At 28.8% G+C, this 14,779-nt stretch carries 17 protein-coding genes; 9 read left to right on the top strand and 8 right to left on the bottom strand.

Features of this window, described 5'->3' with window-relative positions; genetic code table 11:
* Window positions 1–211 precede the first annotated feature (211 nt).
* From K0040_RS14470 to K0040_RS14460, 3 genes are all read right to left on the bottom strand, one after another.
* Window positions 212–1,222 carry an ABC transporter substrate-binding protein gene (locus K0040_RS14470; protein WP_228109479.1) on the bottom strand — a complete coding sequence of 337 codons (1,011 nt, stop codon included), beginning with the start codon at window positions 1,220–1,222 and terminating at the stop codon, window positions 212–214.
* A gap of 113 nt (window positions 1,223–1,335) precedes the next feature.
* On the bottom strand, window positions 1,336–2,091 hold the full coding sequence (locus tag K0040_RS14465; RefSeq protein ID WP_228109478.1) for an ABC transporter ATP-binding protein: 756 nt from the start codon (window positions 2,089–2,091) through the stop codon (window positions 1,336–1,338).
* Window positions 2,078–2,971: an ABC transporter permease gene (locus K0040_RS14460; RefSeq protein WP_228109477.1), complete on the bottom strand. Its 894-nt coding sequence runs from the start codon at window positions 2,969–2,971 to the stop codon at window positions 2,078–2,080. Before K0040_RS14460 ends, K0040_RS14465 begins: the two co-directional genes overlap by 14 nt.
* Window positions 2,972–3,649: 678 nt before the next feature.
* On the opposite strand from K0040_RS14460, the gene K0040_RS14455 reads away from it, so the two are divergent.
* The 8 genes from K0040_RS14455 to K0040_RS14420 all read left to right on the top strand — a co-directional run bounded on the left by K0040_RS14455 (window position 3,650) and on the right by K0040_RS14420 (window position 10,293).
* Complete coding sequence (locus tag K0040_RS14455) at window positions 3,650–4,069, top strand: HutP family protein (RefSeq protein WP_228109476.1); 420 nt, start codon at window positions 3,650–3,652, stop codon at window positions 4,067–4,069.
* A 444-nt stretch (window positions 4,070–4,513) separates the two neighbouring features.
* On the top strand, window positions 4,514–5,506 hold the full coding sequence (locus K0040_RS14450) for an ABC transporter substrate-binding protein (RefSeq protein ID WP_228109475.1): 993 nt from the start codon (window positions 4,514–4,516) through the stop codon (window positions 5,504–5,506).
* Window position 5,507: 1 nt separating this feature from the next.
* The gene (locus K0040_RS14445; RefSeq protein WP_228109474.1) at window positions 5,508–6,383 is read left to right on the top strand and encodes an ABC transporter permease; all 876 of its coding nucleotides are present in this window, start codon (window positions 5,508–5,510) and stop codon (window positions 6,381–6,383) included.
* Window positions 6,376–7,170, top strand: a complete 795-nt coding sequence (locus K0040_RS14440; protein ID WP_228109473.1) for an ABC transporter ATP-binding protein — start codon at window positions 6,376–6,378, stop codon at window positions 7,168–7,170. Before K0040_RS14445 ends, K0040_RS14440 begins: the two co-directional genes overlap by 8 nt.
* A gap of 334 nt (window positions 7,171–7,504) precedes the next feature.
* On the top strand, window positions 7,505–8,281 hold the full coding sequence (ygiD, locus tag K0040_RS14435; RefSeq protein ID WP_228109472.1) for a 4,5-DOPA-extradiol-dioxygenase: 777 nt from the start codon (window positions 7,505–7,507) through the stop codon (window positions 8,279–8,281).
* A 207-nt stretch (window positions 8,282–8,488) separates the two neighbouring features.
* Window positions 8,489–9,007: a hypothetical protein gene (locus K0040_RS14430; RefSeq protein ID WP_228109471.1), complete on the top strand. Its 519-nt coding sequence runs from the start codon at window positions 8,489–8,491 to the stop codon at window positions 9,005–9,007.
* A gap of 116 nt (window positions 9,008–9,123) precedes the next feature.
* Entirely contained in the window at window positions 9,124–9,987 is an 864-nt protein-coding gene (locus K0040_RS14425; protein ID WP_228109470.1) for an AraC family transcriptional regulator, read from the top strand.
* Between the two features lie 105 nt (window positions 9,988–10,092).
* Complete coding sequence (locus tag K0040_RS14420) at window positions 10,093–10,293, top strand: hypothetical protein (protein ID WP_148557162.1); 201 nt, start codon at window positions 10,093–10,095, stop codon at window positions 10,291–10,293.
* 101 nt (window positions 10,294–10,394) lie between these two features.
* Here the strand turns inward: K0040_RS14420 and K0040_RS14415 are convergent, their stop codons facing one another.
* Genes K0040_RS14415 through agaV form a run of 3 tightly spaced genes read right to left on the bottom strand, consistent with a single transcriptional unit; the run spans window position 10,395 to window position 12,540 of the window.
* A complete protein-coding gene (locus K0040_RS14415; protein ID WP_331476332.1) occupies window positions 10,395–11,246 on the bottom strand; it encodes a PTS system mannose/fructose/sorbose family transporter subunit IID in 852 nt (283 codons plus the stop codon).
* Window positions 11,227–12,042, bottom strand: a complete 816-nt coding sequence (locus tag K0040_RS14410; RefSeq protein ID WP_228109469.1) for a PTS mannose/fructose/sorbose/N-acetylgalactosamine transporter subunit IIC — start codon at window positions 12,040–12,042, stop codon at window positions 11,227–11,229. Before K0040_RS14410 ends, K0040_RS14415 begins: the two co-directional genes overlap by 20 nt.
* Before the next feature lie 21 nt (window positions 12,043–12,063).
* Window positions 12,064–12,540 carry a PTS N-acetylgalactosamine transporter subunit IIB gene (gene agaV / locus K0040_RS14405; protein WP_228109468.1) on the bottom strand — a complete coding sequence of 159 codons (477 nt, stop codon included), beginning with the start codon at window positions 12,538–12,540 and terminating at the stop codon, window positions 12,064–12,066.
* A gap of 262 nt (window positions 12,541–12,802) precedes the next feature.
* Between agaV and K0040_RS14400 the strand changes: the two genes are divergently transcribed.
* On the top strand, window positions 12,803–13,969 hold the full coding sequence (locus tag K0040_RS14400) for a helix-turn-helix domain-containing protein (RefSeq protein WP_228109467.1): 1,167 nt from the start codon (window positions 12,803–12,805) through the stop codon (window positions 13,967–13,969).
* Between the two features lie 63 nt (window positions 13,970–14,032).
* Here K0040_RS14400 and yajC read toward each other — a convergent pair whose 3' ends face one another.
* Window positions 14,033–14,311, bottom strand: a complete 279-nt coding sequence (yajC, locus tag K0040_RS14395) for a preprotein translocase subunit YajC (protein WP_228109466.1) — start codon at window positions 14,309–14,311, stop codon at window positions 14,033–14,035.
* A gap of 2 nt (window positions 14,312–14,313) precedes the next feature.
* Window positions 14,314–14,745 carry a PTS galactosamine/N-acetylgalactosamine transporter subunit IIA gene (agaF, locus tag K0040_RS14390; protein ID WP_228109465.1) on the bottom strand — a complete coding sequence of 144 codons (432 nt, stop codon included), beginning with the start codon at window positions 14,743–14,745 and terminating at the stop codon, window positions 14,314–14,316.
* Window positions 14,746–14,779: the final 34 nt, after the last annotated feature.

The following is a 14,779-nucleotide window of genomic DNA, read 5'->3' as shown; positions in this document are numbered from 1 at the left end:
TGTACTTGACATGCAATTAAATTGGAATTACATTCAAATTAAGGCATGGATACATAATTTTCATATCCATGCCTTAATAAACTTATCATAGAAAGCTATTTACAGAAAAAACTTCACAGTCTCATATCAAATTAATTTTAGATAGAAAAAAAGAGGTACATATTTATAAAAATGTTCCTCTTTTTATATTAATCGGATTGAGAGTTTTTAATTAATTTTTACCAGTTTTAACATATATTATGTTTTTATCATCAGTTTTTTTCATAGAAAGAGATTTTAAAGTATCTTCATTAACTATTATTTGAGTTTCATCTAACGTAGCTACAGGAATATTAGATACTTGCTCACCATTTAAAACTTTAACTGCAAGTTCTCCAGTCTTATAACCTAATTTTTCATAGTCTATACCCTGGCATGCAAGTGCACCAGATTTGACTGATCCATCTTCAGAGGCTATTACTGGAACTTTATTATCAGTAGCGATTCTAGAAACTATCGGCATAGAAGAAACAATTAAGTTATCTGTTGGAACATATAAAACATCTATATCAGCTATTAAACTAGACATGGCTTGATTGATTTCATTTGCAGAAGAAACGCCCTTTTCTATAATTTTATAATTGTTTTTAGATGAATATTCCTTTAGCATATCAACCTGTATCTTTGAGTTTACTTCACTAGTATTATATAAAACACCTATAGTTTTAGCATTTGGGATAAGTGTTTTAATCAATTCTAGATTTTTATCTATAGATATATAATCTGATGTACCAGATACATTTTCTCCAGGATGATCTAGGGATTTTACTAGACCGGCAGCGACTGGATCAGTAACAGCAGTCATTAGAATAGGTATATTTTTAGTTGTGTTATAAGCTGCTTGAGCTGATGGTGTTGATATAGCATATATCAAATCTTTTTTATCAGATACAAACTTATTTGCAATCGTTTGAGTTGTAGGCATATCATTTTGAGCATTTTGGTAATCGATTTTTATGTTTTTTCCATCCTTATATCCGTTATCTTCTAGTGCTTTTATGAAACCATCTCTTGCTTTATCTAAAGAAGGATGCTCCACTAGCTGAGTAATTCCTATGGTTTTGATATCCTTATTTGAATCAGATGATTTCTCATTACTACTATCTTTTGAACATCCTGTAAGTAAAGAAACTCCAATTGATCCTACTAAAATTAAATTCATTAACTTATTTTTTATTATCATATTTATAATCCTCCTAAATTAATTTCATATATGTTCATATATTCATGTATGTGGTTAAACTCTAGACACAAGTTTATTTAACATTAATTAAGCTACAAATTAAGTTTTATATTTTAAACTTCATATTCAAATTTATGAAGTATTTCTTCTATAGTGATATTTGATTTTTCATCACCGCTTATATCTAAAATTACTTCACCTTTATGAAGCATTATAAGTCTATCACCATAATTGATAGCATGTTTTAGATTATGAGTTACCATCAGTGTAGTTATATTTTTTTCTTTAACAATTTTATTAGTTAAATTTATAATTTCATTTGAAGTCTTAGGATCTAAGGCGGCAGTATGTTCATCTAGTAATAAAACCTTTGGATTTGCAATACTAGACATAATTAGAGAAAGTGCTTGTCTTTGACCACCAGATAAATATTTTACTTGAACATCTAAATATTTTTTTAGGTCAAGCGATATATCTTCTAATAAATCTTCCATAACTTCGGTTTTGTGACGAAGACATTTTTTTAGATTTAGTAAATTTCCTTTGTTTAAGGCTAAGGATAAATTTTCTCTAACTGTCATAGAAGGACAAGTGCCTAAACTTGGATCTTGGAATACTCTACTTATTAGATGTGTTTTTTTATGCTCAGCTAGCTTTGTTAAGTTATTACCATTTAATAAAATATCTCCCTGGCTCTCTTTTATAAATCCTGAGATTATATTAAGTAAAGTAGATTTACCTGTGCCATTACTTCCAATAATACTAACAAATTCACCTTTATTTATAGTCAGTGAGAGATCTTTGAAGATAGTATTAGAATCTCCATATGGATTAGGGAATGTTTTTGAAATATTTTTAATTTGTAGCATCTACAACACCTCTTTTCTTTGAATATTTATAGTTAGTATTTTTATGGGCAAAAATATTTAGATTACCAATACTTAAGAATAAAATTAATACTATAGAAGTCATTAATTTTAAGTTATTAGGAGGTACTATACCTAAATTTATTGCAAGGTAAATTGTAAATTGGTAGATTAGAGTTCCAAATAATATAGATGTAGTGTCCTTGATAAATGTAAGTTTCTTAAATAGAGATACACCAATTATTATTGATGCTATTCCAAGCATTAAAGTACCAATTCCCATATTAACATCAGAGAATCCTTGAAATTGAGCATATAAGCTACCAGATAAAGAAACCATACCATTAGATAGCATTAGTCCTAATATTTTTATAATATCAATATCAACTCCTAATGATTTAACCATTTGAGAATTATCACCAACAGCTTTTAATGTATACCCAAGTCCAGTAGTTAAGAATAAATCTAAAATAAATTTGCAAGAAAATGCAACAGCTATAACTAATACTAGTGGAGAAATACGGATATTAAATAAGTGATTGAAATTAAATAGTGGAACGTTTGACTTTCCCATTATTCCTAGATTAATAGAGTAAAGCATACCCATAACTAAAATTCCTGAAAGTAAGTTAGAAATTTTAAGCTTAAGGTGCAAAATACCAGTAACAAGACCAGAAATTAAGCCACATAGAAGAGCTAATAAAGTTCCTATTATTGGAGATAGCCCATTAGTTAAAGATAAAGCGATAACAGCACCACCTAGTGAGAAGCTTCCATCAACAGATAAGTCTGGAAAATCCAAGATTTTATAGCTGATATAAATACCCAATGCCATAATCGATAAAATTAAACTTTGTGTTACTACAGATACAATTCCTATCATAAAAAATACTCCTTTAAAATTTATTTTGTATAAAAAAACCACATTTATTTTGTATAAAAAAACCACATAGTATAATCCATGTGGTTTATTTTGGGTATAAAAAAACCACACAGCATAATCCATGTGGTTCATTTTTGAATATAAAAAAGCCACACAGTATAATCCGTGTGGCTTTATAAATGGTAATAATGAATAACATTATAAACAATATAGCCAACACAGATACAATCCCAAATTATTTGTAAGTCATAAGGGGTTTGTATCCATGTTAAAATTAATCAAATTTATAACTTGATACAAACCCTATATAAATTGGCTATAAAAACTAAATCGTGCTTGTTTGTTTATTAAAGTATTCATAATTACCCTCCAGTTCTATTTTATAATTAATAATATTTAATGTTCGTTTTTTATTTAATATAGAGTATATGCTATTAAAATTTATAAGTCAATAAAAAATATAAGATTTAGTGTATTTTTTTGTAAATTAAATGTAACGTATATATTAGATGAATTTGAAGAAGAGTGTAAGAGGAAATATTTTAACAATAAGATTATGATTCATTTTAGATTAAAGTCTGATATAATAAGTTGTAAAATATAAAAGTTTATTTCGATTTATAGAATCATTAAAATATAAAAATCATTATATAAATAGATTGATTGGGAGGTTTACTTATGAAAGAAAAAAATAGCATAAATATAGCAAAAGCTTCTATTAATATGGCGATATCTTCAAGACAAGAAGAAGAAAAACTTATAGAAGAATTTAAAAAAGAGAATGTTTTAGCTGTAGCAGTAGATATTGGTGGAAACTTAAATTCATCTATTCAAAAAATCATAGAAAGAGCTTTAGTTGCATCTAAAAGGACTGGAATAATTAAAGATTGCCATGTTCATGATGGTGCTATTGCAGGAGCTACTAGAGAAGCAATAATGCAAGTTGCAGATAAAGCAAATGGTCTTAGCGTAGGTGGAAAAATTGGCGTTGCAAGACATGGTGAGCATGTAAGTGTATGTATTTTCCTTAGTGTAGGATTGCTTCATTTAAATGAAGTAGTAATTGGGCTTGGACATAGATCAATAGCAGATTTATAAATTATATAGTTGACATAAGTTGAAAATCTATATATAATTCATTTTATTAGGAAAGTAGTATAGATAATATAAATTGTAGAATAGTAGAACAGTAGTTTAGTAGTAGAAATGTTATGGTGAATTAGAAGTATAGTAAGTAAAAGTAGAATAGGAAATATTAATTCACCAAGCTTTACAAAAGTAAGGTATTAAAACATGTATTCAAATATATTAATTATATATTTAAATGCTAAATATTAAATAGTAGTATAGTAGCATAAGTAGGAGATATAACTTTAACAGTTAATTATTTTGGAATTAAAACAGTCCTCTCCATATAACTTTATGGAGGGGTTTTTTATTATAAACAGGTATATATAATTTTGTCTACAGAAAAATACTATTTGAAGCTTTGTTCTACTAATCTTACAAAAATTGAAAACAAAGTATTTGGAGGTTGGTAGTATGGTAGCAAAAAAATTAATTTTATTAAGTTCAATTCTAGTAAGCATGTCTTTATTTTCAGCATGTTCAAAAGGAAATTCTTCATCACATGAAAAGATTGTGAATATAGGAATATCCCAAATAGCATCTCACCCAGCTTTAGACTTAGCTAGGGAAGGATTTGTAGAAGCTTTAAATTCTGAGGGATTTAAAGAAGGGGAAAATCTTAATCTAGAAGTACAAAATGCAGAGGGAGATATTGCAACATCTCAGATGATATCTAACGATTTTGTCTCAAGTAACAAAGATTTAATATTCGCTATTGGAACTCCTGCAGCACAGGCAGCGTTTAACACAACGAAGGATGTTCCAATTATAACTACAGCGGTAACCGATGCTGTAGAAGCAGGCCTTGTAAAATCAAAGGATAAATCAGGAACAAATGTTGCAGGAACTAGTGATGCAGTTCCTATAGAAAAACAATTAAAACTTATGCAAGAAATAGTTAAAGATGTAAAAACTATAGGAGTTTTATACAATACTAGTGAAGTAAACTCTGAAATTCAAGTAAATAATTTAGAGGAATTAGCTAAAAAAGATAATATAAAAGTAATATCAAAAGGTGTAAATAGTGTAAATGATATAAGTCAAGGATTAGATTCAATCTTGGATAAAATAGATGTTTTATACACACCAGCAGATAATATGATAGCTTCTTCAATGGCAATAATAGCTTCTAAGTCAGTAGATAAAAAAGTACCAGTAATTGGAGCAGAAGAAGCTCATATTAAAGGAGGAGCTTTAATTACAGAAGGAATTAATTACAAAAAGCTTGGTTTTGAAGCTGGACTTATGGCAGTTGAAGTGTTAAAAGGAAAAGATATAAAAGAGTTACCTATAAAAAATTTAAAGGATACAGAACTTGTAATAAATAAGGATACACTTAATAAGCTTTCTATAAATATTGATAAAGATATACTGAATAAAGCTAAACTTATAGAAGGAGGTAAGTAATATGAACTTCTTTATAGGTACTTTAGAGCAGGGCCTTATCTTTGCTATAGGAGCACTAGGAGTATATATAACTTATACTATATTAGATTTTCCTGATTTATCTGTAGATGGAACATTTAGTTTAGGTGCTGCAATTACTACAGCATTTATATTAAAGGATATTAATCCATTTTTATCATTAGGATTAGCATTTATAGGAGGAGCTATTGGTGGATTAGTCACTGGAATACTTCATGTGAATTTAAAAATAACTAATCTTTTATCTGGAATTTTAGTTATGATAGGACTATATTCTATAAACCTAAGAGTAATGGGAAAGGCGAATCTTCCTATATTTAATAAAGCTAATATATTCTCTAATAATATACCAGTAGTTGTAACTTTATTATTAATAGTGTTAGTAGTTAAACTATTAATGGATATTTTATTTAAAACTAAGTTTGGATTTATTTTAAGGGCTACAGGTGATAATGACACGCTAGTTACTTCTCTTGGAGTAAATAAAGGAAAAATGAAAATAGCTGGACTTATGATATCTAATGGACTTGTAGCTTTAAGTGGAGCTATGATGGCACAATATCAAAGATTTTCAGATATATCTATGGGAAATGGGTTTATAGTATTTGGTTTAGCCTCTATTATACTTGGTCAATCTGTTTTCAAAAATAGTAGGTTATTAAAAGGAACTACAGTAGTTATAATAGGTGCATTTTTATATAAACTAAGTGTTGGTGTTGCTTTAAATTTAGGTTTCCCACCAACGGATTTAAAATTAATAACATCATTAATAGTGGTTAGTGCTATAGTTATGAATGATAATAATATTTTAGATAAACTTAAATTTTCTTCAAAAGGAAGGGGGAGTCTAAATGCTTAAAATAAATTCCATCAGTAAAGGATTTAATAAAGGCACAATAAATGAAACTAATATTTTTAACAATTTTAACTTAGAAATAAATCAAGGAGATTTTATAACTATTGTTGGAAGTAATGGAGCAGGAAAATCTACTCTTTTAAATATAATATCTGGTGAATTAGAGTTAGATTCAGGTAATATAATTTTAGAAGAAAAAGATATAACAAATTTAAAAGAACATAAAAAATCAAGATTTATAAGTAGAGTATTCCAAGATCCAACTAAGGGGACATCACCATCTATGACTATTTTAGAAAACTTATCTTTGGCATATAATAAGGGAAGTAGTTTTGGACTTTCTTTAGGAGTTAATAAAAAAAATATAGAGGAATTTAAAAACCATCTTTCCATATTAAATTTAGGTCTTGAAGATAAAATAAATACAAAGGTAGGAATGTTATCTGGAGGGCAAAGACAAGCTCTTTCTCTACTAATGGCTACTTTAAATACACCAAAGATTTTACTTTTAGATGAGCATACGGCGGCTTTAGATCCAAAAACATCAGAAACTATTATAAACCTTACAAATAGCATAGTTAAAGAAAAAAATATTACAACAATTATGATAACACATAATTTAAACCATGCTATAGAGTTTGGAAATAGATTGCTTATGATGCATAGAGGAGAAATAATTCTTGATATGGATAAAATGGAAAAGAAGAATTTGACTAAAAATGATCTTATAGAAGAATTTAATAAAATTACTTTTAAAGAAGAGCTTTCAGATAGAATTATGTTTGCTTAACATATCTCAGGATATTTAAATAGTTTAAAAGAGAGAAATTTATACAGATTAATTAGAAATGATAATAAATAAGGAATACCCAGAACTGGTATTCCTTATTTTAATGCTTAGATTTTATCCATTAGTACTCACCTCTAATTTAGTATCTTACTTTAAAGTATTTATAAGGTTTAATTCTAAGACAATAGTTATTTTAAGTATGATTTAATAGTGTAAAAATATAAATTTTTAGTAGTAAGATACTTTATATAAAATTTGGGTAAGAATAAAATAAGATATAGTGGAACCTATATAATTTCCATTTTGTAAAATTGATAAGTGGCGGTGGATAGATATGGTTAAAAAGCAACCAGTATTATTTATAGGACATGGAAGCCCTATGAATGCGATAATGGAAAATTCATATACTAAAAGGTTAAATAAATTAGGTGAAGAATTAGATAAGCCTAAGGCTATAATGGTTATATCAGCACATTGGGTAACTAATGGGACTTATATAACTGAACAAGATTCACCTAAAGAAATATACGATTTTTATGGATTCCCTGAAGAATTATATAAGGTGAAATATTCAACTAGTGGAGCGAAACCTTATATAAATAAGGTATTTGAGGAATTAAAGGATTATGGTGTAAAGCTAACTGATACTTGGGGAATAGACCATGGTGCATGGTGTATATTAAAACATATATATCCAAAAGCAGATATACCTGTATTTCAATTAAGTTTAAATGCATTAGAAAATGAAGAGTATCACTATAACCTAGGTAAAAAATTATTTAAGCTTAGAGAAGAAGGTATATTAATTTTGGGGAGTGGTAATATAGTTCATAATTTAAGAGAAATGAAAGAAGATAAAGATGTCAATCCTTATACTTGGGCATCTGAATTCGATGAATTTGTAGCTAATGCTGTTATTAAAGGTGATCATGATAAGTTAATCAATTACAAAGCCATTGGAAGAGAAGCTTTACTTTCTGCTCCAACTGGTGAACACTATTTACCTTTATTATATATTTCTGCATTGATGGAAGAAGGAGATAAGGTTGAGTTTATATTCAATGGAATAGAACATGGTTCTCTTTCTATGAGATCTATAAAAATAGGTTAGTTTCCATGTTAAATAAATTGTATTCTAAGAAAAGAACCGTATCGCATACTTGTGATACGGTTTTTAATTCCTTATTACAAATCCTTAATATTATGAAAAATTATAGAGATTAAATTGAAAATCATATAGTATATTCTTAAATATGTGCAAGGGCTCATATAGGATTAAGAACAGCATCTCAAACAAATTAGTGAAAAGGATGATAATATGAAAGCTGAAAAATACATAAATATTTATATTTTATTAATCATGATTTTTTTAAGTGGATGTAAATCAAATAATTTACAAGGGTATGTTGATGAAGGGGTTTATAAAAATGATTATTTCGGATTTACTGTATTAGAAAAACTCACATATGAGTTTGAAGATATTAGCCAAGATGATACAAATTTAAATTCATTTACAGCAATACCTTTATTTAAGCTAGTTGATCAAGACAGCAAAGATACAATAGAAGCCTACTGCTTTAGTGAAAAAGAGTCAATTGAAAGTTTTGTAGAAGATTACCTTTCTAAGGAACTAAATAAAGATAATGTAGTAGAAATACCTTGCAAAGATAAAGAAGCTGGGTACATTGCAAGAGAGCTTAAAGATAATAAAAAATCATATAAACTTTATTTTAAAGAGAGCAAGGGCCATTATATGATGTTTAAAACTACATATAAAAAAGAGCGAGAGAAGGATATAAGAACACATTATGTAACTACTATTTATATTGAAAATTAGTTACTATTTCTTTCTAAAAAATAAAATCATATAAAGTACAGACAAAACTTCCCACAAAAAGTCGGGAATGGTGAATTTCAATGAGATAGAATGAAATCAAAGAAGAGGTGATAGAAATGGAATGGATAGAAAGCATAAGTAAAGCAATTGAATATATTGAAACCCATATTACTGAAGATCTGACCACTAGTGATATCGCAAAAGAAGTTTGCATATCCTCATTCTATTTTCAAAAAGGATTTTCAATGCTCTGTGGATTTACAGTTGCAGAATATATTAGACAGCGTAGGCTCACACTTGCCGGCAGTGAGCTTGTATCCACAGACAATAAAATTATTGATATAGCAATGAAATATGGATATGATTCACCAGATAGCTTTACAAAAGCATTCACTCGTTTTCATGGGTCAACACCAACAGCTGTTCGTAGAGATGGTGCAATGATGAAGTCATTTGCTTCTTTAAAAATTAATATCTCATTGAAAGGTGGTTATACTATGGATTACAAAATTATTGAAAAAGAGGCTTTCACTGTGTTGGCATCAGGAAGCAGATTTAAATATGACTCATGCAAAGAAGAGATTCCAAAGTTTTGGCAGGAACATTATGAGTCTGGAAAAGGTAATGTAGTATGTGGAATGTACGGAATTAATATTGATGAGAGCATGGGAAATAGTGATGAGTTTAAATATTTAATTGCAGATGATTATAAAACAGGAAATAATATACCTGAAGGATTTGTGACAAAAGTAATTCCAAAGCATACATGGGCAGTGTTTTCATGTAAAGGAGCTATGCCAAAGGCAATGATAGATGTGAATCAAAAAATTTTCTCTGAATGGCTTCCTAACTGTAAAGACTATGAAATTGCTGAAGGATATAATATAGAAACCTATACAGACATAAATGATTATTCTAAAGGGAATCAGGATGAAAACTATTATAGTGAATTGTGGATTCCTGTAAAGAAAAAAGCATAACTGTATATAAAATAGCTACTAGGTTATACTCACTAATTAGATTGATAAAATTCAAAATAAAAGTTAAACTAAAGTATGCATACATTAATATAAAGAGGTGTAAAAATGACTAAAGAAGAAAGAATTGCCAATATAGTAGCAGACTTAGAAGGATGGGAAATCAAATCAGATGATAGTGGGTCATATCTAGAAGTAGAGTGTGGAGAGTTTTTGTTGGAAATGGACTTATGTGATATAGCAAATCTTGAAACTCTAACAAAGGAAGAACTGGCAACAATAATATTTGATAAATATTTGGAACAATAAATAAATTTATATTAAAATAGTATAAAATAAAAATAACCACCTTTAGAAAACTAAAGGTGGTTATTATATAATTTAATGTAATCTAAGAATTTATAAAAATTCTATGCCCACATTTTGAATCCGAACATATGACCAATCCAAGCACCAGCGATACCTATTACAAGTAATAAACCTATACATGTAACTGGCTTCCAGTTTTTCTTCTTAAGTAAGAAGTATAATAATAGAGTTAAACCTAAAGGAATTATATTAGGTAAAACACCGTCTAATATAGCTTGGATATCTATTGGAGCATCACCATTAGGTATTACTATACCTAATTTAGTTGCACCGTAGTTAGAAGTTAAAGCACCAACTATAAATACACCTAACATAGAAGCAGAATGAGTAAACTCTTTAGCATTTTTAGTTAATATATCTATAGCTTTAGAACCTAAGTTATATGACCAGTACATTAGGAAGTATCTTAATCCAAACTGAACACCATTGAAAATCAATAGGAACAATATTGGACCAAGTAAAGATCCACCAATAGCCATATTAGCAGTTATACCAGCAGTTATTGGAACTAAAGTAAACCAGAATATAGCATCCCCTATACCACCTAAAGGACCCATTGCAGCAACACGGACAGCTCTTATTGTGTTAGTATCTGATTTTTGTTGCTCTAATGAAAGTATTATACCCATAACGAAAGTAACAAGGAATGGGTGAGTATTAAAGAACTCAAGGTTGTGTTTCATAGATTTAGATAAGTCTTCTTTATTAGTATGAATTTTTTCAAGTCCAGGTAATATACCATATAACCATCCTGCAGCTTGCATTCTTTCATAGTTGAATGAAGCTTGTAAGAATAGTGAACGCCAAACCATTTTATTTAAAGTTTTTTTGTCTAGCGGTTTAGCTGGAGTTAAATCATTATATTGATTTGAATTAAATTCCATCTTCATCATCTCCTCCCCCTACTGGTGCATAAGCAGTAGCAGCTTTCATTTTTACATTAGTTTGGAAGTCATAAATAGCTACAGCTATTCCGATGAACGCTATTATTAATAAAGCTGAACCACTTAATCCTTCTATTTTACTTACTATTGTAGCTAAAGCAAAACCAGCGAAGTAAACTCCCCAAAGGTCTTTAGATAACATTATACGAAGAAGTATTGCGAAACCTACATAACGCATCATTCCACCAGCAACACCAAGTCCAGCCATGAACCAGTCGAATCTTTCAGAAAGAGCAGTTAATTGAGCACCAGCAGCACTACCACCTATTAAACCTATAACAACTACTATTGCAAAACATGATCCTAAAGCGGCCATTGCTAAGTAGTTTAACTTAACTATACCTTTTGGGTTAGCGTCTTCAGCGTATTGATCAGCTTTAGACATTAAAGCTGACATTATTGTGAATAAGAAAGTTACAAAATATTGTCCTATTAATGCGAATGGAACTGCTAGACCAACAGCGGCAGCAGGATCCAATTTAGAAGACACGGCAAATACTACCGCCATAATTCCACCTATAACTGCATTTGGAGGTTGTGCTCCTCCTACTGGCATGTTACCAATTGTCATTAATTGATAAGTACCACCTACAATAAGTCCAGTCTGTAAATCACCAAGTATAGCACCTACAACAGCACCAGATACAATTGGTTGATACAGAGACTCTAAAAAACTAAATTGATCGATAGCAGCAATGAATGCAAATACTGCAACCAATAAAACCTGAATAGAATTGAAATCCATGTTTAAAATCTCCTTTCTTTATTATTTAAAAAGTTTTTCGATTTTTTCAGAACTTTCAGTAGGAACTCTTCTTATTTCAAGCTCTACACCAAGTTCTTGTAATTTTCTAAATGCTTCAACATCCTTGTCATCTACAGCTACAGATCCAGCAACTTGACGTTTGCCCTCAGCCATGTGCATATTTCCAATATTAACTTTCTTTATTGGAACGCCACCTTCAACAAGTTTTAAAACATCAGTTGGGTTCTCACAAACGATGAATATTAATTGTTTAGCACTAGCTTTATGAATAGTATTAATTGTTTTTTCTAATGTCCAATAACGTGTAGAAGCATAACTTGGAGCGGCCATGTCCATTAAGCCTTGTCTAAGTTTATCCTCTGCAACAACGTCATTTGCAACTAAAATTAAGTTAGCTCCAATAGCTCCACACCATTGTGTAGCAACTTGTCCATGAATCAATCTGTTATCGATTCTTGTTAGAATAATATTTGGCATTGTATACCATCCTCCTCAGAATTTTAAAATATGTTATTTACTAAGAAATTAATTTTCTAATATCATTATAAAGGGAAGGTGGATTATAATCTTTAGAATAATTGGTTTTTTATTTGTTATTTTTAAAAAAACGTTTTCAAAATGTGAGACTAAAATGTACAAAATTGACAATGTATTTAGATATAGTAAAATATAAATTATCAATGAAATTTAATCATAAGTGATATAAATGAAGGAAACTTACGAGGGGGAATGACTTAAGATGAATGAAAAGACAAGTAGTTTTCAATTTAGTAAATATGGTTTTGTATATGAAGAGTCTAAACAAATAGATAGGGAAAACTTAATATCAAAAAATATTATCACTAGTGATACAGTAATATCAAGCGTATACAATTTTTCAGAGTCAGTATATATTGAAATTTTAGACGGTATGGCAGGTATATTAATAAGTAATGATAAAAATGGAGGGTTCGAATTATTTAATATACATAGACATGTAGAAGTTAAACCTAATATGTATTTTAATATAATTTCAATGATAGACAAGGTTAGATTCAAATTAATAATTCCTAAAAATTATAGTTTAAAATTGGAGTTTTTAGATGCACCATATGTATATAATAAAATGCAATCTACAATAAATATTCCAAAAATAATAGCGTGTTATTACAATATAAAGAGTCCAAACTATAAATTTAAAGGTGAAAGTCATAATGTATATGAATTAACATTTGTAGACAACGGCACATTAGATACAACTGTTGATGGGATAGAGTATAAGCTAGAAGCATATGACTTAATTATTTATGGAAAAAATAAATTTCATACTCAACAAGTAAATGTGGATTCCTCTTGTTCCTATTTGACTGTCATATTTGAAATGGAATGTGAAGATGTGGAGAATATATGTAATAGGATTTTCCATTGTAGAAAAAATTTATATAGAGTATTAAAGAACTTTTCTCAAAATATGTCATCAGATATACCATACGCAAAAACCTTAGTTTTAAATAATTTACATGAGATACTTATTAGATTATTACAATATGATTATTTGGATGTAGAAGAAATTAAATTACCAAAAGAATCATATCAACATTTTCAAAATGAATTATTAGAAAATATAGTATCATATATAGAAAATAGGATTTATGAGCCAATTACAGTAGAGGATATTTGCCATAAATTTGCCATATCTAGATCTTCGCTGCAAACGTTATTTAAAAATAATCTTAATACAACACCTAAGAAATATATAAGTGATTTAAAGTTAGCTAAAAGTAAACTTATAATAAAGGAAAATAAATATACAATTAGTGAAATTGCATTTATGCTAGGTTTTAGTTCCATACATTATTTTTCAAGGGCATTTACTCAACATTTTGATATAAGTCCTAGCGAATATGCACAAAAAGTTTTTAAATAGTTAATTTTGGGGTAAGATAAAGGAGCTAATCTCTATGTTGAGATAGCTCCTTTTTGATTTTATTTAGTCAACACTTTGGATAGCATATCTAGATACTGAAACAACAACATTTTTAGCTATTTCAACTTCAACGATATCGCCATTTATCTTAGTTATTTTGCCGTAAATAGCTCCACAGAACATAACTTTCATGCCAGTTTTTAATTCTAAGTGAAGGTTTTTTAGTTCCGAAGTTTTCTTTTTTATATTCTTTGATGATATAAATATTAATATTAATGCTGCTATACCCAATAGTACAGCCACAGTTATACATGTCCAAGTAACAACTTCCCAATTTATCATGATTAAATACCATCCTCACAATCTTCGTCCATGTGTTCTACAAGTTCAAACTTTAAAATACCATTTTTACCTACTTCTAAAGCTGTTCCTGATAACATAGATAAATCTTCTATAAAATCTTTAGCCATAGAAATTTCAAGTATCATAGGAAGGTTAGTTCCACCTACTACTTCTAATGGTTTTTCAACTTCAGCTTTTAATTCAACCAAAGTCTTAAATGGTGAACCTCCCACTAAATCAGTTAAAGCTAAAATATCATTGCAATTGCTTAAATTGCTTATAGCATTCATGTATTTTTCTTTTAAAGTATCAATAGTATCTGATTCTACAAAATCAACATATTCTATATTAGCAGGGTTTCCTGCAATTAAATTTAAAGATGAACGTAGTCCTGTTGCGAAATTTCCGTGGCCACTAATTATTATTCCTATCATATCTAAGAAGCTCCTTTTTATAAGTATTAATATA

Source organism: Terrisporobacter petrolearius, from assembly GCF_020748185.1.
Lineage (GTDB): Bacteria > Bacillota > Clostridia > Peptostreptococcales > Peptostreptococcaceae > Terrisporobacter > Terrisporobacter petrolearius.
Note: the sequence above shows the minus strand (reverse complement) of the source record. Positions and strands in the feature narration are given on the sequence as shown.